The organism is Variovorax sp. RKNM96, from assembly GCF_017161115.1.
Taxonomy (GTDB): domain Bacteria; phylum Pseudomonadota; class Gammaproteobacteria; order Burkholderiales; family Burkholderiaceae_C; genus Variovorax.
Map to the genome: position 1 here is coordinate 3597641 of NZ_CP046508.1, position 21459 is coordinate 3619099.

The window sequence follows — 21459 nt, forward strand, 5'->3', positions numbered from 1 at the left end:
ACATGGTCTCCCACGCCATCGCCCCCTCCATGGCCTCTGCGCCTGCGCAGCCGATCCTGTTCGGCCCGGCCTCGCGCCAGCTCTTCGGCCTGTTCCATCCGGCGGATGAGGCGCGTGCCGAAGACAGCGCGGTGCTCGTCTGCCCGCCGTTCGGACAGGAGGGCCTGCGCACCCACCGCTTCTTCAAGGTGCTGGCCGAACGCTTCGCGCGTGCCGGCATCGCCACGCTGCGCTTCGATTTCCACGGCACCGGCGATTCACCCGGCGAAGAGAGCCAGGGCGAGCTCGACGGCTGGCGGCGCGACCTGTGCACGGCGCACGAGGAATTGCGCCGCCACGCGCCGGGCAAGCGCATCGTCTGGGTCGGGGCGCGCCTGGGTGCCACCCTCGCGGTGCTGGCGGCGCGCAACGGGCGCTGCGACCCGGTGCGCCTGGTGCTGTGGGAGCCGGTGATCGATGGCCGCCGTTATGCCCGCTTCCTGCGCGAGCAGCATGTGGCCGCGATCGACGCGACCTTCTGCATTCCCGACCTGTCGTGGCGCCGCAGCCTCGGCCGCGAGCCTGCCGCGCTGCCCGAGGAGGCGCTGGGCGCCCTGCTCTCGCCCGCGCTGCGCGAGCAGCTCGGCGCGCTCACGCCGGACTCGCTGCCGCTCACCGCGCTGCACGAGACGCTGGTGCTGACGCCGCCCGGCGACACCCACACGCCGCAATGGGCGGCCGAACAGCAGTCGCGCCACATGCCGGTGCGGCTCGCGTACTTCCAGCACCGGCTCGACTGGACCTCGGACCCCTATCCCAACAGCGCCATGGTTCCGTCCGACGCGCTCAACCGCCTGCAAGGGGCTCTCCATGAATGACGCAGCGCACCTCACGCCCATGACGCACACCCCCGCACGCTTCGGGGCCGGCGACGCGCTGGTCGGCATGGTCACGGCGCCCGCGGGCCAGGCGCCCGCCACGGTGGCATGCCTGATGTTCAACATGGGCGCCAACCATCGGGTCGGGCCGCGCCGCATCAACGTCAAGCTGGCGCATGCGCTGGCCGCGCGCGGCGTGTCGAGCCTCCGGTTCGACCTGGGCGGCATCGGCGACAGCGATGCGCCGGCGATCGCCGCGGACCTGCCGTCGCGCGCGCTGCGGGACCTGCAGGCCGGCATGGACCTCCTGGAAGACAGGCTGGGCATCGGCCAGTTCGTGATCGTGGGCATGTGCTCGGGCGCGGAACACGCCATGTCCACCGCCGCGGTCGACGCGCGGGTGGTCGGGCTCTCCCTGTTCGACGGCTATGCCTTTCCGCAGTGGCGCACGCGCTGGGAACGCACGCTGCGGCGCGCGCTGGCCGCGCCCGCTCACCCCTCGTTCGCGGGCAAGACGCGGCGCTGGCTCAAGCGCGGGCTGCTGCGCGGCGAAGCGGCCAAGCCGATGCCCGGCTTCTTCAGCGAGGCGGCATCGCCCGAGGCCACCGCGGCCTGGTTCGGCAAGACGATGGCATTGCTGGCCGAGCGGAACGTCGCGCTGCAGCTCCTTTACTCGGGATCGCTGCACGTGTGCGACCACGACCGCGACCAGCTCGGCCCCTTCCGCGTCGAACCGTTCGCGCAGTCGCTGCACTACGAGTTCATGCGCAAGGTCGACCACACGGTCTGCACGGTCGAGGGCCAACAGCTGTACCTGCGCAGCGTGAGCGACTGGGTCGCCGATCGCTGCTTCGGCACCAGTGCCGAACGGCGCGGCGCAAGCCGCCCGGCCGCGGCCGCCACCCGCCCCATGCCGGCCAAGTGGGCCGCGCCATGACATCACCCCGATCCACGCCAGCCAAGGAGAACCTCATGAACCGCACCGATCCATCGAGCGCGCCGCAGGGCGCCCGCGTTCCGTTCTTCACCGGACGCGCCGGCCTCGGCGCCCGCGCCTCGTTCGCGGCCGGCCGGGTCCGATGGCTGGGGCTGTCCATGCTGCTGTCGCTCGGCCTGGGCGGCTGCGTGCCGGGCTTCGGCACGCCGGGCGTGCTGCGCAACGAGGACGGCTCCGCCGGCACCAACAAGGTCAAGACCATCACGCCCGAGCTGATCCAGGCGCAGAACGCGCGCAACACGGGTCTCGCGCCCGAGGTGCGGGCGCTCTTCGGCCGCGCCGCGACCTACACCATCGGGCCGGGCGACGTGGTGGGCGTCATCGTCTACGACCATCCGGAGCTGCTGCCCAACGCGGGCGCGGTGATCTCGCAGCAGAGCGATCCCACCGGCGTCACCGTGGCGCCCGGCTTCATCGTCGATGCCGCGGGCGAGATCAGCTTTCCGTACATCGGCCGCACGAAGCTGCGGGGCCTCACCGAAAGCGAGGCGTCGGAGCTGATCGCGCGACGCATCCGCGCCTATGTCAAGGCGCCGCAGGTCAGCGTGCGCATCCAGTCGTTCCGCAGCCAGCGCGCCTATGTGGAAGGCGAGGTGCGCACGCCGGGCCTGCAGATCTTCACCGACGTGCCGATGACGTTGTCCGAGGCGCTCAACCGCGCCGGCAGCATCACCGCCACGGGCGACCGCTCGCAGGTGCTGCTCACGCGCGGCGACCGCACGGTGCCGATCGACCTGCTGGCGCTCAAGCGCTACGGCGCGGACGCCAACAACATCCCATTGCGCAACGGCGATGTCGTGTACGTCGGCGCCCGCGACGACAGCCGGGTCTATGTGATGGGCGAGATCCTGCGGCCCTCGGCGCTCCTGATGCGCAACGGCCGCCTGAGCCTGAACGAGGCGCTCGGCGATGCCGGCGGGCCCGACCTGTTCACCTCCGACCCCGGCCAGATCTACGTGATCCGCAACGCCCGGAACGACGGCGCATCCGACACGCCCGACACGCAGCTGGAGATCTTCAACATCAATGCAAAGAACCCGGCCGCGCTCGCGCTGGCCGACCGCTTCGAGCTGAAGCCGCGCGACGTGGTCTACGTGGACCGCGTGCCACTGGTCTCGTGGAACCGGGTCGCGAGCCTGATCCTGCCCGCCGCCCAGGTCGTGAACCTCGCGCGCGACACCGCGCGCAGCAGGTAGGCCGCCCCGGCCCCGCCCCCGCATCCCGCCCGCACACCACGCCCCGGAAAGAAGGTGACCCTCATGAACGCTCGCTGGTACCCCCCGCTTCCCGCACCTCAGAGCGCGGAACCCGACCGGCCCCGCTCGGGGCTCCGGGAATACGTCGACATCCTGCTCGACCACCGATGGCTGATTGCCGCGATCACCGTCGCGGCGCTGGTGCTGGGTGCGTGCTACGCACTCTTCGGGCCGCGTGTGTACGAGGCGAACGTGCTGATCCAGGTGGAGGACGCCGACCGCTCCGCCACCCCGGGCGACACCGCAGTCAACGGCGTGAGCGTGAAAACGCCGACCTCCGGCGAGGCCGAGATCCTGAAGTCGCGCATGGTGCTCGGCCAGGCGATCGAGAACACCCGGCTCTTCATCACGGCGCAGCCGCACTACCTGCCGCTGGTGGGCGCTTTTATCGCCCGGCATTCCACGGAGCTCTCGAACCCCGGCTTCCTGGGCCTTGGCAGCCATGTGTCGGGCACCGAGCGGATCGCGGTCGCGCAGATGGACGTGCCGCCGGCTTTCGAGGGCAAGCGGTTCCTGCTCACCGCCGGCGACAACGGCAACTACACGCTCACACATCCGGACTTCGCCACGCCGCTGCAGGGGCGCGTCGGCGTGCCACTCGACGCCTCGGTGCCGGGCGGCGTGATCCACCTGCTGGTGGGCTCGTTCGAGGCCCGGCCCGGCGGCGCCTTCGAGCTGACCCGGCGCTCCATGCAGCTCGTGCTGCTCGAGCTGCAGAGCGAGCTGCGCGTGATCGAGAAAGGCAAGCAGTCCGGCGTGATGGACGTGAGCTGGCAGACCGGCAACCCCGCACAGCTGACCGACCTGCTCAACGAGGTGTCGCGCCTCTACGTGCGGCAGAACATCGACCAGAAGACGGCGCAGGCCGAGCGCACGCTCGACTTCCTGGGCACCGAGCTACCGAAGTTCAGACAGCAGCTGGAGCATTCCGAGGAGGTCTACAACCAGTACCGCAACCAGAACGGAACGATCAGCCTGGACGACGAGGCCCGCAACGCGCTCACGCAGAACGTCGACCTGCAGGCCAAGCTGTTCGATGCGCGCCTGAAGCGCCTGGACCTCATGAGCCGCTTCACCGCCCAGCATCCGATGGTGATGACGCTGGATGCCCAGATCGCCTCGCTGCGCAAGGAACTCGGCACGGTGGACAGCCGCATCCGCCGCATGCCGATGCTGCAGCAGAACTCGGTGCGCATGCAGCGCGACATCAAGGTCAACACCGACCTGTATGCATCGCTCCTGAACAGCTCGCTGCAGATGCGGCTGGCCCGCGAAGGCAGGACCGGCAACGTCCGCGTGCTCGACCCGGCGCTGCTGCCCGAGAAGCCGGTGCGGCCCAAGGCCGCCATCGCGATGGCGCTCGCGCTGATCGGGGGCCTCTTCCTGGGCGCGGCCACGGCGATCCTGCACAAGACGCTCAAGAGCACGGTCGCCAACCCCGACGAGATCGAGGCGCACACGGGCCTCGACGTGTACAGCACGATCGCGCTCAGCACGCAGCAAGTCCAGCTCGACCGCGCCAGCCGCCTGGGCAAGCCCGGCATGAAGCTGCTCGCGGCGCTGCATCCGGAAGATGCGGCGCTCGAGGGCGTGCGCCGGCTGCGCACCACGCTGCGCTTCACGATGCTCGGGGCACCGAACAACCGCATCCTGCTGACCAGCGCCACGCCGGGCGCGGGCAAGACCTTCGTCTCGTCGAACCTCGCCGCCGTGCTCGCGGCTTCGGGCAAGCGCGTGCTGCTGATCGATGCGGACATGCGCCGCGGCAGCCTCGCGGGCCAGTTCGGGCTGGCGCAGGAAACGGGGCTGTCGGAGCTCGTCGCCGGCAGCGCGACGCTCCCACAGGCCACGCATGCGCAGGTGCTGCCGCACCTGGACGTGATCACCAGCGGCACGCTGCCGAACGACCCGGCCACGGCCCTGGCAGGCGATGCGTTCACGCAGCTGCTCGCCACGGTCTCGGCGCGCTACGACATCGTGCTCATCGATGCGCCGCCCATCCTGCTGGCGACCGAGACCGTGGCGATGGCGTCGGCCATGGGCACGCTGCTGCTGCTGGCCCGCGCGGGCGACAGCCAGCTGGGCGACCTGATGGAAAGCACCAAGCGGCTCGCGCATGTGGGCGCGTCGTTCCACGGCGTTGTGCTCAACGGGCTGGACACGCGGCAGCACCACTACGGCAGCTACGGCTACGGGTACGGGAACTACCGCTTCCGCGCGCATGCCTATCCCCCGCTGGGCTACACCCCGCGCACCGAGCCGGAGCACGCCGCATCATGAACACGCTGCGATCGGATACGCGCGGCCGTTCTGCGGCCGCCATCGCCCCGACGCCGGTGGGCGGCTCGCGGCTCCTTCAGGCCGCCAAGCGCGCCGTGGACATCTGCATGGCGGGCTCCTTCTTCGTGTTCTTCGGCTGGGCCTACGCGCTCATCTGGGCGGGCGTGCTGCTGACCTCGGGCAGCCCCGCCATCTACATGCAGCCGCGCTACGGCAAGGACGGCAAGGTCTTTCGCTTCCTCAAGTTCCGCACCATGGTGCCCGACGCCGAGGCCGTGCTGGCCCGGCACCTGCGCGAGAACGAAGCGGCGTGGCAGGAATGGCAGGTGTTCCAGAAGCTGGAGCACGACCCGCGCATCACCCGCTTCGGCGCGTTCCTGCGCAAGTACAGCATCGACGAATTCCCGCAGTTCTGGAACGTGCTCAAGGGCGACATGAGCATGGTCGGGCCGCGCCCCTGCATGTTCGCGCAGAAGCACCTGTACGGCCCCTACTGGGGGCACTACTGCGCTGTGCGCCCGGGCATCACCGGCCTCTGGCAGATCAGCGGACGCAACGAGGTGAGCTACCGCCGCCGCGCGGCCATGGACGCCGACTACGTGGCCAAGCTGTCCGTGCTGCGGGACATCGCGATCGTGCTGAAGACCTTCCGCGTCGTGGCAGGGGCGCGCGGGTCGCGCTGAGGCCCCGGGCCGCCATCACCGATTTCCTTTGCTCTCTCCGGATTCATCAACTCCTTCACCGAAAGAACGATATGCGTATCTATGTTGCAGGTCATCGCGGGATGGTGGGTCAGGCGCTCACGAGGCGTCTGTGCGAACTCGGCCACGAGGTGGTGACGCGAAGCCACGCGGAACTCGACCTTCTGGACCAGGCGGCGGTCGCGCGCTTCTTCGCGACCGAACGGATCGACCAGGTCTACGTGGCGGCGGCCAAGGTCGGCGGCATCCACGCCAACATGACCTACCCCGCGCAGTTCATCTACGAGAACCTGATGATCGCGACCAACATCACGCACCAGGCTTTCGTCGCGGACGTCAAGCGGCTGCTGTTCCTCGGCTCCAGCTGCATCTACCCGCGGCTGACCGACCAGCCGATCCGCGAAGACGCGCTGCTCACCGGCAAGCTGGAGCCGACCAACGAGCCATACGCGATCGCCAAGATCGCCGGCATCAAGCTGTGCGAGAGCTACAACCGGCAGTACGGCGCCACCCACGGCATCGACTACCGCAGCGTGATGCCGAGCAATCTGTACGGGCCCGGCGACAACTACCACCTGGAGAACAGCCATGTGGTGCCCGCGCTGATCCAGCGCTTCCACCTCGCCAAGATCGGCCGCGCGCCGAGCGTGTTGATCTGGGGCAGCGGCCGAGCGCGGCGCGAGTTCCTGTATGTGGACGACATGGTCGAGGGGTGCCTCGACGTGATGAACCTGCCGCGCGCGGCCTACGACCAGCACACCGACCCGATGCGCAGCCACATCAACCTGGGCACCGGGGAAGACGTGTCGATCGCCGAGCTGGTCGAGCAGATCCGCGAGGTGGTGGGCTACGAGGGCGACATCCGCTACGACCTCGCGCAGCCCGACGGCGCGCCGCGCAAGCTGCTGGACGTGTCGCGCGCCGCCATCTTCGGCTGGCGCGCCACGGTGCCGCTGACCCAAGGCCTGCGCCGCACCTACGCGGACTACCAGAAGACCACGCGGTCCGCCGAAGTGCTCGCCGAGCACGCCTGACGCACCCCCAACCCGGAAGCTGCCATGAGAACCCTCACCTTCTGGTTCGGCATCGCCTCTGCCCTGCTCTGCGGGCTGGTCGATCCCGTCTGGGGCTATGCGGCCGTGTTCGTGCTCGCGGCGGTGCAGCTGTCGATGCTCGGCGGCACGAGCGACAGCGTGTTCCTGCTGATCCACTACACGGTGGTTCTCATCTACTTCTCGCTCGCCCCGGCGATGCAGATCGCCGCGGACGTCGACTTCTGGGAAGTGGGCATCCTCGGCAGCGCCGCGCACACGCAGGCGCTGGTGCTGCTGCTGCTGTACATGGCCGGCGTGGAGGCCGCACGCCTGGGCATGCCGGTGCAGCCGCCGGCGCGCGGGCCGCGCGATGCCGATCGCGGCGTGGGCGTGGCCCACCCCTTCCTGCTGCTGCTGAGCTGCTCGCTCGCGGCGTTCGCGGCGCTCTTCATCCGGCCCGACCTCAACTTCGTGGCGCGCGGCGTGGTCTCCGACGACGACAGCATGCCGATCGATTTCATCGTCTATTCCACGATTCCCAAGCTGGTGGTGCTGATGTGCTTCGTGGCGCTCGCGATCCACGCGGTGCGCCAGCGCACGCTGTGGGCCTGGTGCGCGGCGGGCCTGGCGTTCGCGCTGGCCGCGCTGGCTGCGAACCCGGTCAACACGGCGCGCCAGATCATCCTGATCGGGCTGCTGCCGCTGCTCATCCATGCGATTGCGCGCAGCCACCGCTGGACGCTGGCGGCCGTGGTCTTCGGCGCCATCGCGGGCCTGGGGCCGGTGCTGAACCTGATCTCGCGCGACGCCATGTGGGGAGCGGGCCTGGAATCGTTTCCCTTCAGCCAGGACTTCGACGCGATGTTCGTCATTGCGGGCCTGCTGGAGCGCGCGCCCTCGCCCGATGCCGGCTTCGGGCGCTACCTGCTGTCGGCCCTTTCGTTCTTCCTGCCGCGCGACCTGAAGATGTTTCCCGGCTACGACCCGCTCAGCTGGTCGGCGGTGGCCGCCAATTTCTCGCAGAGCAACCTGTCGCTGCCGCCGTTTGCCACCGCGTACTTCGACTTCGGGCTGCTGGGCCCGACGATGCTGGGTTTTGCGATCTCGGCGGGCTTCCGCAGCGTAGACCGCATCGTCGATCCGCGCCGGGTGCTGACCGCCACCTACCTCTGCGCGCTGGTGCTGCTGGCGGCCTACGTGCCGTTCCTGCGCGGCCCGATCCTGGGCTGGGGGCCGTTCGCCGCGTCGGGGTTGATCGCGGCCGTGGTCGCCGGCAGCCTGAGTTCGTGGTTCCGCCGGCGGGAGCGCAGGGCGGTGCCAAAACCGGCGCACGAACCCGCACGCACTGGCTTGCCGACAGCGTGAGAACCGCCATGTCCACCTATCTCTTCTACGACACCATCCGCCTCAACGCGTCGGCGGGCGGCGTGTTGAACGTGTCCGAAGTGCTGCTGCAGAGCATGCGCCTGTCGAGCGACGACAAGGTGCAGGCGATCAGCGAACGCCACCCGCGCATCTACGGGGCCGCGCGCCGGTTGAAGATCAGCCGCTTCGTGCTCGACACGATGCTCTACAACTTTCACCGCGCGCGCACCAGGCTCTCGGGCGAGCGGGTGTTCTCGCTGTTTCCGAACTACTTTCTGCCGTTCTCGCCGTTCGGGCGGCACCGCGACTCGATCGTGGTGGTGCACGACCTCCAGTACAAGTCGTACCCGCAGTATTTCTCGCGCCCCAAGCGCCTGTGGCTCGACTGGAGCCTCTGCCGCATCGCGCGCAGCGCGGCCGACGTGGTCTTCATCAGCAGGAGCAGTCAGAAAGACTTCGAGCGGCACTTCGCGCGCTGCGAGCGCGCGGCGGTGATCTTCAATCCGGTGGACACGGGGGCCAGTGGCGCCGGCGGCACGGCCGGCACGACGACCAGCGGCGGGCGCTACCTGATCGCGGCCTACCACTACTACCCGCACAAGAACTTCGGCGGCATCCTCACGCTGTTCGAGCGCATGAAGCGGCAGGGCCTGGTCGACTACCTGGACATCACGGGCAACGGCGCGGCCGACGTCGAACGGATGATCGCGGCCATGGCGCCAGCGCTTCGCGGCGCCGTGCGGCACCGCGGGCTGGTGTCGCGCGAGGAGCTGTTCCGGCTGTACCTCGGGGCGACGGCCTTCATTTCGCTGTCCACGTTCGAGGGCTTCAACCTGTCGGCCGCCGAGGCGGCCACGCTGGGCGTTCCGCTGCTGCTCTCGGACATTCCGGTGCACCGGGAGCTGTTCGCCGGCTACGGATTCTTCGTCGGCGGCGAGCCCTGCGATCTCGACCTGCTCGCGCGCCATCTGGCCGGGCACCAGCGCACCCGGCCAGTGTGGCAACACTCGCGCGACTGCGCGCCGGGCACGGTGGCCGCGAGTTATTTGACGCTCAAGCGCAGCCGCGCTTCGCTGACCCGGGCGATGCAATGACGAACCTCGCCCGTCTTGTTCGCAGGCTCGCGGCGCTGGCACTCGCGCTGGTCGCGTGGCCGTGGCCGGCCCCCGCCATCGCGGCGGTACCGGCACCGCCAGCCTTCGGCGTGATGGTGCATTACCTGCCCGACAGGCAATCCATCGGCGAGGTCGGACGCTTCGACGTCGAGGCCTTCGCTGCATCGCTCGCCGAGATGCGGGCCTCCCATCTCATCCTGACGCTCGGACAGAACAACGGCCAGTTCATCGCGCCGAATTCCGCGCTCGAGGCGCTGTGCCCGCGCAGTGCCAGGAACCGTTCGCCGCGCGACCTGCCGCTGGAGATCGGCCGGGCGCTGCAACGCCACGGCATCGCGCTGATCCTGTACCTGCCGTTCCGCGCACCACAGGCAGACCTCTACCTGATGGACTGCCTGGGCGACATCTCCGAGCAGTTGCCGCCGCCGCAGCGCTTCATCGCGGCCTGGTCGGCCGTGATCAGGGACTGGTCGGACCACTACGGCCCGCTGGCCACGGGCTGGTGGTTCGACGGCGTCTACAACACCACGGGCATGACGGCGGACGACTGGGGCAGGCTCTGCGCGGCCGCACGCAGCGGCGCATCGAACCGGTGGCTGGCCTTCAACGCCGGCGAAGGCCCGGCACGTTTCAGCCTGAAGAGCGCGCCGTGCCAGAACCTCATGGCGGGCGAATACCTGCAGCCCGCCGCGCGCCTGGCCTCGCCGCCCTCCGAACTCAGGCTGCACGTGCTCACGCCGCTGGGCGCCTCGTGGGGCCGGCCGACCGCCGCGCGGTTCTCGGCGGCGCAGTTGCGCAGCTGGATCGCCGATGCGACGGCCGCGGGCGGAATGTTCACGCTGGACCTGCCGCTGGACGACAACTTCCACTTTCTTCCCGCACACGTCGCGCTGGTACGCAGCGCCACCGCGCCGCGGCCCTGATCCCTTCACCCCCCTTCCTCTCACACCCTAGCCCCGACCATGGACAACGCCCTCGCCTTCATCGTTGTGGAAGACCGCCAGAACAAGACGCTGCGCCTGTGCCGCGAAGCGGCGGCACGGGCCGGGGAGCCGCTGGTCGTGCTGGCCGGCACCGACGCGGGCTACGCATACAGGCGCTTCTGCGAGGTCTACGTGCACCTGTCGAGCAACACGCCGGAGTTCGAGAAGATCTGCTTTCGGCGCTACTTCCTGCTGGCCGACCATCTGGCGGCGCACCCCGACTGCCACGAATTCGTGCTGATCGACAGCGACGTGCTGCTGTTTCGCGGCGTCGGCGCGCACATCGCGCGCCTGGTCGGACAAGCCGACTTCTGCGGCTCCTTCATCCGCCCTGCCGACGGCTGGAATCCCTGCCAGATCTCGCCGCATGTCAGCTACTGGACAGCGGCGGGCCTGCGCGACTTCGTGGCCTGCGTGGTCGAGATGTACAGCACGCCCGCCGACGTGCGGCGGCTGCGTGACATCGCCGAGCGCTTTGCGGCCCGCGGCGTGCGCGGTGGCGTGTCCGACATGACGCTGCTGCACCTGTGGGCAGAGACCTCGGGCAATGTCGAGCCGATCAATCGCGTCTTCGACGGCCAGGTGATCGATCACAACATCAACGGCGGGACCAACCACCTGGCTGGCGAGTTTCGCGTTCGCGGTGGCGCCAAGCGCCTTGTGTTCATCGACGGCCGGCCCTGCCTCTGGACGCCGGCGCACGACCCGGTGCGCGTGCTCGCGCTGCACTTCCAGGGCTCGGCCAAGATGGCGATGCAGCACGCGCTGCACGGCCGGGTGCGCACCGTGGCGGCGCTGACCTGGGCACTGCAGATGGCGCGCAGGGCGAAGAATACCGTCTACGGGATCGCCTCGCGCGTGCGCCGCATCCTGGACACCCTGCGCCTGGCGGGCACGCTCGCGGCGAAGTCGTCCGCGGACCGGAACGTGCCATGAAGCAGCCCATCGGCCCGTCGTTCGCGCTGCCCGGCGCCCGCATCGCGCAGCGCCTGGGGCTGGGCGCGCTCGCGTCGCGGCTCTACGTGTACCTGTCGGGCTTCCTGGCGATCTTCCTCATGGCGGCCGAGGTGGCGCCCGCGCGCTTCGGTGAGTACTCGATCTACCAGTCGGTGCTGGAAGTGGCGCTGGTGGTGGGCACGCTGGGAAGCTCGCTGCTGTTCTCGCGCAACGCCGCGAGCGTGCCGCTGCGCGTGACCCGCGGCGACTTGGTGCGCACGCTGGCGATCGGCCTTCCGCTCGCCACGGCGCTCGCGGCCGCCATCGTGGGCGTCCAGCGCCTGCCGGTGATCGGCATGCCCTTCGCGCTGGTCGTGGCGACGCTCGCGGTCTTCGCGTTCAACAGCCTGAGCCTGTCGTACAGCCGCGGCCTGGGCCATGCGAGTCTGCTCAACCTGGAGTCGGGCCTGCGCTCGACCCTGCTCGTGCTGGGCGTGGCGGCCCTTACTGCGTTCGGTTTCGAGATCGGCGTGGCGCACCTGCTCGTCATCAACCTGTTGGCCTTCGTGCTCGTGTGCGCGTGCATCGGCCTGCCGGCCAACGGTCCGGCACCGCTCGGCGGAAAGCCCACGCTCGATCTTGCAACGCAGGCCCATGCGACGGTGTATTCGCTGCTGACCTTCCTGCTGCGCAAGTCCGACGTGCTCGTCGTGGCCCTCTTCATGCCCCTGAGCTACGTGGGCGCATTCAAGCTGGCCTTCCTGCTCGCGGAAGCGCCCTCGCAGTTCGTGCAGGCCTTCCTGTTCACGAAGACGCCCGCGATGCTGGACACCAATGCCGGCAATTTCACGGCCGCGAAGCTGCAGCTGGCACGGCATGCGTTCTTGCTCGGATGCGCGCTCTTCGCGGCGCTCGCGGGCCTGCTGGCGGTGGCCGCGCCGCTGCTGAAAGTGGGCCACGAGGCGCTCGACATCTTCGTCTGCATCACACCGTACTTCCTGCTGCGGACCTACACGGTGCACCACGAGATGCTGCTCTCGTTGAACACCGCGATGGGCTCGCTCGGGCGCTGGGCGCTGCTGGAGGTCGTGCTGCGGATGACCTCGTACGGCCTGGTGATCTCGCTCTTTCCCGACAAGCCGCACTACGTGTTCTTCGTCGCCTTCTTCTCCGACTTCGTGCTGTACGAGCTGCGCATGCGCGCGCTGTTCGGCTTTTTTCCGCTCGTTCGCCTGTTGCGCCCGGTCCATTGAGAGGTCCCCGTGAAAATCCTTCTGTATTCGATGAACTTCACGCCCGAGCTCGCGGGCATCGGCAAATATTCAGGCGAGATGGCCGACTGGCTCGCTGCCCGGGGCCACGAAGTCCGCGTGATCGCGGCGCCGCCCTCCTTTCCACATTGGGCGGTGTTCGAGGGGTATTCGGCCTGGGCCTATCGCAAGACCGAACGCAACGGCGTCACGATCTGGCGCGCGCCCACCTGGGTGCCCTCGCGGCCGCGCGCGCTGGCGCGCATGGCGCACCTGTTCTCGTTCATGCTGTCGAGCATGCCCCTGCTGCTGGCACAGGCGCGCTGGAGGCCCGACCTGGTGTTCGTCGTGGAACCGCCGCTTTTCTGCGCGCCCGCGGTGCTGTTCTTCTCGAAGATGCTGGGCATCAAGTCGTGGCTGCACATCCAGGACTATGAGGTCGATGCCGCGTTCGGCCTGGGCCTGGTGCGCGGCGCGGGGGTGCGGCGCCTTGCGCTGTCGGTCGAGCGATGGCTGCTGCGCGGGTTCAACCGCGTATCGACCATCTCGGCCGCGATGGTCGACAAGGCCAAGAGCAAGGGCATCGGCGAAAGCCGGCTGGTGCTCTTTCCGAACTGGGTGGACCTGTCGGCGATCCGGCCCATCACTGATGCCATGGAGGCCACACAGGCCGCATTGCACGGGCCCGGCGCCGACGCCGGCTTCAGGGCCCGGCTCGGCATTCCGGCCGATGCCCTGGTCGTACTCTATGCAGGCAGCCTGGGCACCAAGCAAGGCATCGAGGTCCTGGCCGAGGCGGCGCGCCTGTTGGTCTACGCGCGGAACATCCACTTCGTCATCTGCGGCAACGGTCCGAGCCGTGAGCCGCTGATGTCGGCCTGCATCCGCCTGACCAACGTGCACTTTCTCGACCTGCAGCCTGTGGAGCGGCTCAACGAATTGCTGGGCATGGCCGACATCCACGTGCTGCCGCAGCGCGCCGACGCCGCGGACCTGGTGATGCCGTCCAAGCTGGCCGGCATGCTCGCGAGCGGCAAGGCCGTGATCGTGACGGCGCACCCCGGCACGGAACTCGGCCACGTGGTGTCGGGCTGCGGCCTGGTGGTGCCGCCTGGCGATGCGGCCGCGCTGGCCGAAGCCATCGAGCAGCTTGCGTTGGCACCCACCGTGCGTGAAGCACTGGGCGCGGCGGGCCGCGCGTTCGCGCAGGCGGAGCTCGACCAGAACGCCATCCTGTCGCGCTTCGAGCAAGAGATGTTTCGCTGCGTGGCCGGCGCCGCCACACAACCGCTCAGCCCCTCTGCCGAATCCAAAGCATGACCAATCCAAAGATTCTGGTGACAGGCGGCGCGGGCTTCATCGGCAGCCACGCCTGCGTGGCGCTTATCGCGGCCGGCTACCGGCCGGTGGTGTTGGACACGCTGGTCAACAGCGATGCGCGCTCGCTGCGCCGCGTGTCGCGCATCACGGGGGTGGAGCCGCCGCTCGTGCGTTGCGACGTGCGCGACGCGGCCGCGCTGGACTGCGCGTTCGCCGAGCACGACATCGCCGCGGTGCTGCATCTCGCGGGGCTGAAGGCGGTCGGCCATTCGGTGAGCGACCCGATCGGCTATTACGACGTGAACGTGGCGGGCAGCCTCGCGCTGGTTCGCGCCATGGAGCGCGCGGGCGTGCGCACGCTGATCTTCTCTTCCTCGGCCACGGTCTACGGCGACACCCCGCGCTCACCCATACGGGAAAGCGCGCCGTACGCGGCCGTCAACCCCTACGGGCGGACCAAGGTGATGGTGGAGCGCATGCTCGCGGACCTCGCCCGGGCCGATGCGCGCTGGGGCATCGCATGCCTGCGCTTCTTCAACCCCATCGGGGCGCACGAGAGCGGCCTGCTGGGCGAGCATCCCCACGGCCCGCCCGACAACCTCGTGCCCTATATCTCGCAGGTGGCAGTGGGCGAGCGCGCCCATGTCGTGGTGCACGGCAACGACTACGAGACGCCCGACGGTACCGGTGTGCGCGACTACGTGCACGTGATGGACGTGGCCGAAGGCCATGTGGCGGCGCTGCGGCATGCGGCGGACCGCGGCGGCATGCTGGCGGTCAACCTGGGCACGGGCTGCGGCGCGTCGGTGCTCGAAGTGATCTCCGCCTTCGAACGGGCCAGCGGCCGGCACATCGCACTGCGCGTCGGGCCGCGCCGGCCCGGCGACGCCCCGGCCTACTGGGCGGATGTACAGCATGCCCGCGACCGGCTGGGCTGGTGCGCCCGCCGAAGCCTGGACCAGATGTGCGCCGACAGCTGGCGCTGGCAGCTCGCGAACCCGCACGGCTTCGACGAACGCGAGCCGGCGCTCGCGGCCAGGGCCGTCATATGAAACCACGCAAAGAAGGAATCTGGAGACAAGGTGCACTGGCGTGGTCCTACCCCAGTAGAGGTAGGCCAAACGCCGAGTGAACCTAAGTGCTATTTCTTGAAATTCTGAAACCTTTGTTGTTCTTTTGTTGCTAAAACGAAAGTTTCAACAATTCATTAACCTAGGCCATTGAAATGCTTGACACGCCGCTTCATTTTTCCGGAGAGCGAACCTCTGCCGCAATGGCCGAGCGCCGCTCGGGGTACTCCGCCGGTGTCTGCACGCCTGCAGCGATGCCATGGCCGGACTTCCTGACGGGACAGGAAACCGCGCCGGTTCGCGTGCTGCTCATCGACGACGACGAGTTCGTGCGCCGGGTGATCGCCCAGGAGTTGTTGTCGGACATGCGCATCCAGCTCGAGGGCCAGGCCGACAGCATCCGCGAGGGGCGCAAGCTCCTGGCCACGCACGAATTCGACGTGCTGATGGTCGACCTGCGCCTGGGCGACGGCATGGGCTTCGAGCTGATCGACGAGGCGCGCAACCACCACAGCAACGGCGAGATCATCGTGATCTCAGCGCTTGAAGACGATTCGCACGTGTTGCGCGCCTTCGAGCTGGGCGCCACGGGCTATCTGCTCAAGAACGCCTGGCTCCAGAGCTTTGCCGAAGCGGTGTTGCACGTGGTGAACGGCGGCGCAGCCATCACCCCGCGGCTCGCGCGGCGGCTGCTGCATCGCCTGAACCACAACCCTCATAACAGTCTTCAGAATCCGCCGGCCGCCGACACATTGGCGCAGCGCCCACCCTCGCGCGACGCGACGCTGACGCCGCGCGAAAGCGAAATCCTGCGCTTCGTGGCCTGCGGCTACGTCTCGGCGGAGATCGGCGCAAGGCTCGGGATCACCGGGCAGACGGTCAACGCGCACATCAAGAGCATCTACAAGAAGCTGCACGTGCATTCGCGTGCGCAGGCCGTGAACTTCGCGGTTCACAGCGGGCTGATCTGAGCGCCAGTCCACTGCATTTTCCGAACGACCAGGGACCCTTTCATGCCATTCGAAGCATATGACCCCATCCTGAAGCTCTGGAGCGACGAACGGTTCTGGCTGTCGTTCGTCGCCTGGCTGCTGCTGATGTTCAACTGGCTGCTGGGCGGCCTGCGCGGCGGCAGCCTCACGCGCTGGATCCTGCTGGCGGTGGTGATCCAGGCCGCGCCCACGGCCGGCGCGCTGCTGCTGCGGTTGTTCAGCCATCACCCCTCGGCGGACGAGCTGCCGTTCGCGCTCATCGCGCTCCAGGCGATCAACGTTGTCACGCTGATCGCGCTGATCGCAGCGGCACGCCCCGCGGTGTTGCCGCCGCACGAGCAGTCGCCCGCTTCCGGCACCCTGTCGGCCGCGCTCGCCGAGCGCCAGCGGATCGCGGACGACCTGCACGACGGCGTTGCCACGCGTCTGGTGATGCTGCTCGCCAGCATGCCCGTTCGCAACCAATCGAACGCGGAAATCGCGCGCGGCCTGCAGGACTGCCTGCTCGAACTGCAGATGACCGTGGACGGACTGAGCGCCGAGAGCATGTCGCTGGGCGAAATGCTCGGCAACCTGCGCTACCGCTTCGAGCCTGCCTTCAGGCGCTCGGGCATCGAACTCCACTGGGAAGTGTCGGAGGTGCCGCAGGTGTACGGCCCGGCGTCAGAGACGCAGGACGACTGCCGGATTCACCGCGAACTCTGCAAGATCGTGCAGGAAGCGCTCGCCAATGCGCTGCGCCATTCCGGCGCGCGCCGTGTGCAGGTGCGGCTCGCGCCCGGACGCGGCAACACCCGGCTGACGCTGGAGGTGAGCGACGACGGCCAGGGCCTTCCCGAACCCGGCGAGCGCGAAGCGCCGCGTACCTGGGGCCGGGGCCTGCGCAGCATGCAGGCGCGCGCCGAAGCCATCGGCGCCGGCATCCGCATCGCGAACCTTTCGCCCCGCGGCCTGCGGGTGGGCCTGACCGTGCCGCAGACGGGCGGCACGGTCACGCTCCCGAGCCCCGCATCGCTCCCCAACTCACTACGCAAAGGCTGGTCGACATGAACACTCCCACCATTCATCCTGTGGTCCTGTGCGGCGGCAGCGGCACGCGCCTGTGGCCGCTGTCGCGCAAGGCGCTGCCCAAGCAGTTCGCGCCGCTGATCGACAGCAAGAGCCTGCTGCAGCTGACGCTCGAACGGCTGGCGGGCCTGAACCGGACCATCACCTGCATCGCGTCGGAGGATCACCGCTTCCTGGTGCGCGAAGCGATGGACAACGCGCAGGCGCAGGGCCGGCAGATCCTCGAACCGACGCCGCGCAACACCGCCGCCGCCATGGCCGCGGCCGCGCTGCTGGCCGAGCCCGACGACCTGCTGCTGTTCGCACCCGCCGACCAGCACATTCCCGACGCGGCGCTGTTCGCGGCCACGATGCGCAGCGGCGTGGAAGCGGCGCTGGCAGGCCGGATCGTCACCTTTGGCGTGGCGCCCAGTTTTCCGAGCACGGCCTACGGGTACATCGAGGCGGCCGAAGCCACGGGCCATGGCGCGAGCCACGCGGTGGCTCGCTTCGTCGAGAAGCCGACGGCGGCGGTGGCGCAAACGCTGATCCTGCAGGGCAACTACTGCTGGAACGCGGGCATCTTCCTGGTCCAGGCTCGCACGCTGGTCGCCGCGCTGCACACGCATGCGCCCGACATCCTCGCCGCCTGCGAACGCGCGACCGCCGCTGTGTCGGTGGACGGCAGCTTCCTGCGGCTGGACAGCGAGGCCTTCGAAGCCTGCCGCAGCGAGAGCATCGACTATGCGGTGCTCGAGAAGCACGCGGACGTGGCGGTGGTGCGCTTCGAGGGCGCTTGGAGCGATGTGGGCAGTTGGAACGCGGTGGCCCAACTGCACCCGGCCGACGACGCGGGCAACCGCGTGAGCGGGATGGGGAGCGTGCTGAACTCGCGCAACACCTTCGTCCATGCGCCGCACCGGCCGGTGGTGGCGCTCGGCACCGAAAACCTGATCATCGTGGACACACCCGACGCGGTGCTGGTCGCGGGGGCGGACTGCGCCGAGCAGGTGGCCGAGGTGGTGCGCATGCTGGCGCGCGAGGGCAAGGCCGAAGCCACCGAGCACCGCCGGGTGGTGCGGCCCTGGGGCGCCTACGACAGCGTGGACATGGGCGAGCGTTTCCAGGTGAAGCACCTCACCGTCAAGCCCGGCGGCAAGCTGTCGCTGCAGATGCACCACCATCGCGCCGAGCACTGGATCGTGGTCAAGGGCATGGCCAGGGCCACGTGCGGCGGCGAGGTGCAGTTGGTGCGGGAGAACGAGTCGATCTACCTGCCCTCGGGCACCATCCACCGGTTGGAGAACCCCGGCAAGACGATGCTGGAGGTCATCGAGGTGCAGACTGGGAGCTACCTGGGCGAAGACGACATCGTGCGCTTCGACGACACCTACGGCCGCTGCGCCACGATCGAGGTGCGCGCTGCGCCCGACCGGACAGCGATGCACCCGGCGATGAAATCGACGGTACAGCCTGCGGTACCGCCCGTTGTGCAACCCGCGGCCGCGCTCGGCATCGGCGCGGCTGCCTGACCCGGTTCTTCATCCCACCCGAATGAATCTATGAAAAAACGTGCTGTCGTTACCGGCATTACCGGACAGGACGGGGCCTACCTTGCCGAGCTGCTGCTGGCCAAGGGCTACACCGTCTACGGGACCTACCGCCGCACCAGTTCGGTGAACTTCTGGCGCATCGAGGCGCTCGGCATCCAGGACCATCCGGACCTTCATTTGGTGGAGTACGACCTGACGGACCCGGGCAGTTCGCTCACGCTGATCCGGGATGTGGGGCCCCACGAGGTCTACAACCTGGCGGCGCAGAGCTTCGTGGGCGTGAGCTTCAACCAGCCCGAAGCCACGGCACAGATCACCGGCATGGGCGCCCTCCACCTGCTCGAAGCGATTCGCCTCACGGACCGCAAGATCAAGTTCTACCAGGCGTCGACGTCGGAGATGTTCGGTAATGTCCAGGCCATTCCGCAGAACGAAGGCACGCCGTTCTATCCGCGCAGCCCCTATGGCGTCGCCAAGCTCTTCGCCCACTGGATGACGATGAACTACCGCGAGAGCTACGGCATCTTCGGTTGCAGCGGCATTCTCTTCAACCATGAGAGCCCGTTGCGCGGCCGCGAATTCGTGACCCGCAAGGTCACCGACTCGGTGGCGAAGATCAAGCTCGGCAAGCTTGATGTGCTCGCGCTAGGCAACCTGGACGCCAAGCGCGACTGGGGCTATGCCAAGGAATACGTCGACGGCATGTGGCGCATGCTGCAGGCCGAGAAGCCGGACAACTATGTGCTCGCCACCAACCGCACGGAAACGGTCCGGGAGTTCGTCGACATGGCATTCAGAGCCGCAGGCTATGAGCTCCGGTTCGAAGGAACGGCGCAGGACGAGGTCGCCATCGACAACAGGACCGGCAAGGTTCTGGTGAAGATCAACCAGAAGTTCTATCGCCCCGCGGAAGTGGAACTGCTCATCGGCGATCCGACGCATGCCAGGGAAAAGCTGGACTGGGAGCCCCGGACGACCCTGGAGCAACTGTGCACGATGATGGTGGAAGCCGACTTGCGGCGCAACAGCGAAGGCCATTCGTTCTGACAGCGCCAAGGGTTCACGGCCTGTTGGATTCCGCCGGCCATGAGACGACCCCAATCTGCTTGAAGCAAGGAAGGTTGGAGTTGGAAGGAAGCGACCAGAGTCCACGCCAACGACGACCTTGATGCGGAAAGCCAGCGCACCGCGATGCGCGCCTTCATCACGAGAGCCGGTCGTACCGCAGTCGTTGGCGCTCGTCCGTCATCGACCGCGCGGCCATGTAGACTGCGCCCGCCGCAGCAAGCCCGCCGGCCCCCGTGAGCAGGAACAGCAGCAGGATCTGGTACTTCGCCGCCTCGATCGGGTCCATGCCGGCAAGCAATTGGCCGGTCATGATGCCGGGCAAGGTGATGACACCCGCTGCCGACATCTGGTTGATGATCGGGATCATCCCCCGGCGGATCGACGTGCGCGTGAGATCCGCCAGCGCCTCATGGAAGGTCGCGCCGAGCGACAACCGGGCCTCGATGCCGGCCCGCCCGGCAACCACACCCTCGAAAAAGCTGTCCAGGCCGAGGCTGGCCGAATTGAGCACGCTGCCCAGCACGATGCCCATCAACGGAATGGCGTAGCGCGGGTCGTACCACGGGGTCGGATGGATCGCCGTCATCAGCGCCAGCACCACCGTCGCCACGCTCGACACACCGACCGCCGCCGCGCCGATGCGAAAGTTGCCGCCGCGCCGCAAGCGGTACGCGGGCCGCACCGCCACCTCGCGCGCGGCGGCCAGGATCATCAGGAAGACGATGGTCAGCGTCGCGGCCGGCGATGCTGCGGCAAAGACGAAGCGCAGGACGAACCCGACCAGCAGCAGTTGCACCACCATGCGCGTGGCCGCCCACAGGACCTGCCGGTGCAGCCGCAGATGCAGCATGAGAGACGCGCCCGCATTCAGCAGCACCAGCAGCGTGGCCAGCACCAGGTCGGTGGCGTCGAGATGGATCGTGTTCATGCGGGGTGCAGGCCTGCGTCCGTCATTTCGAAACAGCGGTGGCCGATGCGTTCGGCCTGTTCGTTCGAGTGCGTCACCATCAGGATCGAAAGGCCCGCCGCCACTTCGCGCTGCAGCAGGCGTTCGACGGCGAGCGTGGTGGCATGGTCGAGCGAGGCGGTCGGTTCGTCGAGCAGCAACACTGTCGGCTTGCGCGCGAGCGAGCGCAGCAGCGCCAGGCGCTGGCGCTCGCCTGTCGACAGGCGCGCGATGTCTGCACGCATGACGTCATCCGCGAGGCCTGTCTCGGACAACCAGTTCGACATGCGATCCAGGGCATCGGCGGGAAAGTGCTCCGCCACCGTCGTGGCCCACCATGCGGGCTCTGCCGCCTGGTAGATCACACGCCGACGCCACTCGGGACCTGACAAGGCATTGCGCTGCGTGCCATCGAGCGTGACGCTGCCCTCGCCCACATCGAGGTCCGCAACCAATCGCAGGAACACGCTCTTTCCGGAACCCGATTTTCCGAGGATGCAGATGCACTCGCCCCGATTCACATCGAGGTTGATCGCTCTGCGGCGCAAGGTGCGCAAGCCTTCGATGCAAAGAAGCGGGCCAGGAGCGGTCATGGGGTGCGGGAGTGGGACATCGGCGGGGCCGTCCTGATCATCGCGCAAGTACCCAAAGACCTGCGAGGTGACACTCCTGAAAGAAGGCTGAACGAG

General features: G+C 68.5%; 19 protein-coding genes. 17 read left to right on the forward strand and 2 right to left on the reverse strand.

Translation table 11 applies throughout. The features are described 5' to 3' along the window. Positions 1–2 precede the first annotated feature (2 nt). The 17 genes from GNX71_RS16510 (at position 3) to gmd (ending at position 19803) form a co-directional block, all read left to right on the forward strand. Positions 3–857: an alpha/beta hydrolase gene (locus GNX71_RS16510; RefSeq protein WP_241026957.1), complete on the forward strand. Its 855-nt coding sequence runs from the start codon at positions 3–5 to the stop codon at positions 855–857. Then, on the forward strand, positions 850–1794 hold the full coding sequence (locus GNX71_RS16515; RefSeq protein ID WP_206173311.1) for an alpha/beta hydrolase family protein: 945 nt from the start codon (positions 850–852) through the stop codon (positions 1792–1794). The genes GNX71_RS16510 and GNX71_RS16515 overlap by 8 nt, the downstream gene beginning before the upstream one ends. 35 nt (positions 1795–1829) lie before the next feature. Next, positions 1830–3050 carry a polysaccharide biosynthesis/export family protein gene (locus GNX71_RS16520; RefSeq protein WP_206173312.1) on the forward strand — a complete coding sequence of 407 codons (1221 nt, stop codon included), beginning with the start codon at positions 1830–1832 and terminating at the stop codon, positions 3048–3050. Between the two features lie 63 nt (positions 3051–3113). After that, a complete protein-coding gene (locus tag GNX71_RS16525) occupies positions 3114–5390 on the forward strand; it encodes a polysaccharide biosynthesis tyrosine autokinase (RefSeq protein ID WP_206173313.1) in 2277 nt (758 codons plus the stop codon). After that, positions 5387–6073: a sugar transferase gene (locus tag GNX71_RS16530; protein ID WP_206173314.1), complete on the forward strand. Its 687-nt coding sequence runs from the start codon at positions 5387–5389 to the stop codon at positions 6071–6073. The genes GNX71_RS16525 and GNX71_RS16530 overlap by 4 nt, the downstream gene beginning before the upstream one ends. Before the next feature lie 71 nt (positions 6074–6144). Then, positions 6145–7125, forward strand: a complete 981-nt coding sequence (locus tag GNX71_RS16535; protein ID WP_206173315.1) for a GDP-L-fucose synthase — start codon at positions 6145–6147, stop codon at positions 7123–7125. A gap of 24 nt (positions 7126–7149) precedes the next feature. Further along, on the forward strand, positions 7150–8490 hold the full coding sequence (locus tag GNX71_RS16540; protein ID WP_206173316.1) for a hypothetical protein: 1341 nt from the start codon (positions 7150–7152) through the stop codon (positions 8488–8490). Between the two features lie 8 nt (positions 8491–8498). Then, positions 8499–9584 (forward strand): glycosyltransferase, encoded by a 1086-nt coding sequence (locus tag GNX71_RS16545; protein WP_206173317.1) that lies wholly within the window; start codon positions 8499–8501, stop codon positions 9582–9584. Beyond that, entirely contained in the window at positions 9581–10528 is a 948-nt protein-coding gene (locus GNX71_RS16550; RefSeq protein ID WP_206173318.1) for a hypothetical protein, read from the forward strand. Before GNX71_RS16545 ends, GNX71_RS16550 begins: the two co-directional genes overlap by 4 nt. A 39-nt stretch (positions 10529–10567) precedes the next feature. Continuing rightward, positions 10568–11524, forward strand: a complete 957-nt coding sequence (locus tag GNX71_RS16555) for a hypothetical protein (protein ID WP_206173319.1) — start codon at positions 10568–10570, stop codon at positions 11522–11524. Continuing rightward, on the forward strand, positions 11521–12777 hold the full coding sequence (locus GNX71_RS16560; RefSeq protein ID WP_206173320.1) for a polysaccharide biosynthesis protein: 1257 nt from the start codon (positions 11521–11523) through the stop codon (positions 12775–12777). The genes GNX71_RS16555 and GNX71_RS16560 overlap by 4 nt, the downstream gene beginning before the upstream one ends. Before the next feature lie 9 nt (positions 12778–12786). Further along, positions 12787–14094: a glycosyltransferase WbuB gene (locus tag GNX71_RS16565; RefSeq protein ID WP_206173321.1), complete on the forward strand. Its 1308-nt coding sequence runs from the start codon at positions 12787–12789 to the stop codon at positions 14092–14094. Then, positions 14091–15146: a UDP-glucose 4-epimerase GalE gene (galE, locus tag GNX71_RS16570; protein ID WP_206173322.1), complete on the forward strand. Its 1056-nt coding sequence runs from the start codon at positions 14091–14093 to the stop codon at positions 15144–15146. Before GNX71_RS16565 ends, galE begins: the two co-directional genes overlap by 4 nt. 221 nt (positions 15147–15367) lie before the next feature. Then, positions 15368–16135, forward strand: a complete 768-nt coding sequence (locus GNX71_RS16575) for a response regulator transcription factor (RefSeq protein ID WP_206173323.1) — start codon at positions 15368–15370, stop codon at positions 16133–16135. 42 nt (positions 16136–16177) lie between these two features. Further along, positions 16178–17206: an ATP-binding protein gene (locus GNX71_RS16580; RefSeq protein ID WP_206173324.1), complete on the forward strand. Its 1029-nt coding sequence runs from the start codon at positions 16178–16180 to the stop codon at positions 17204–17206. Then, on the forward strand, positions 17203–18735 hold the full coding sequence (locus GNX71_RS16585) for a mannose-1-phosphate guanylyltransferase/mannose-6-phosphate isomerase (RefSeq protein ID WP_206173325.1): 1533 nt from the start codon (positions 17203–17205) through the stop codon (positions 18733–18735). The genes GNX71_RS16580 and GNX71_RS16585 overlap by 4 nt, the downstream gene beginning before the upstream one ends. Positions 18736–18765: 30 nt before the next feature. Next, on the forward strand, positions 18766–19803 hold the full coding sequence (gene gmd / locus GNX71_RS16590) for a GDP-mannose 4,6-dehydratase (RefSeq protein ID WP_206173326.1): 1038 nt from the start codon (positions 18766–18768) through the stop codon (positions 19801–19803). A gap of 157 nt (positions 19804–19960) precedes the next feature. Here the strand turns inward: gmd and fetB are convergent, their stop codons facing one another. Continuing rightward, a complete protein-coding gene (fetB, locus tag GNX71_RS16595; RefSeq protein ID WP_206173327.1) occupies positions 19961–20752 on the reverse strand; it encodes an iron export ABC transporter permease subunit FetB in 792 nt (263 codons plus the stop codon). Continuing rightward, entirely contained in the window at positions 20749–21363 is a 615-nt protein-coding gene (locus tag GNX71_RS16600; protein ID WP_206173328.1) for an ATP-binding cassette domain-containing protein, read from the reverse strand. Before GNX71_RS16600 ends, fetB begins: the two co-directional genes overlap by 4 nt. Positions 21364–21459: the final 96 nt, after the last annotated feature.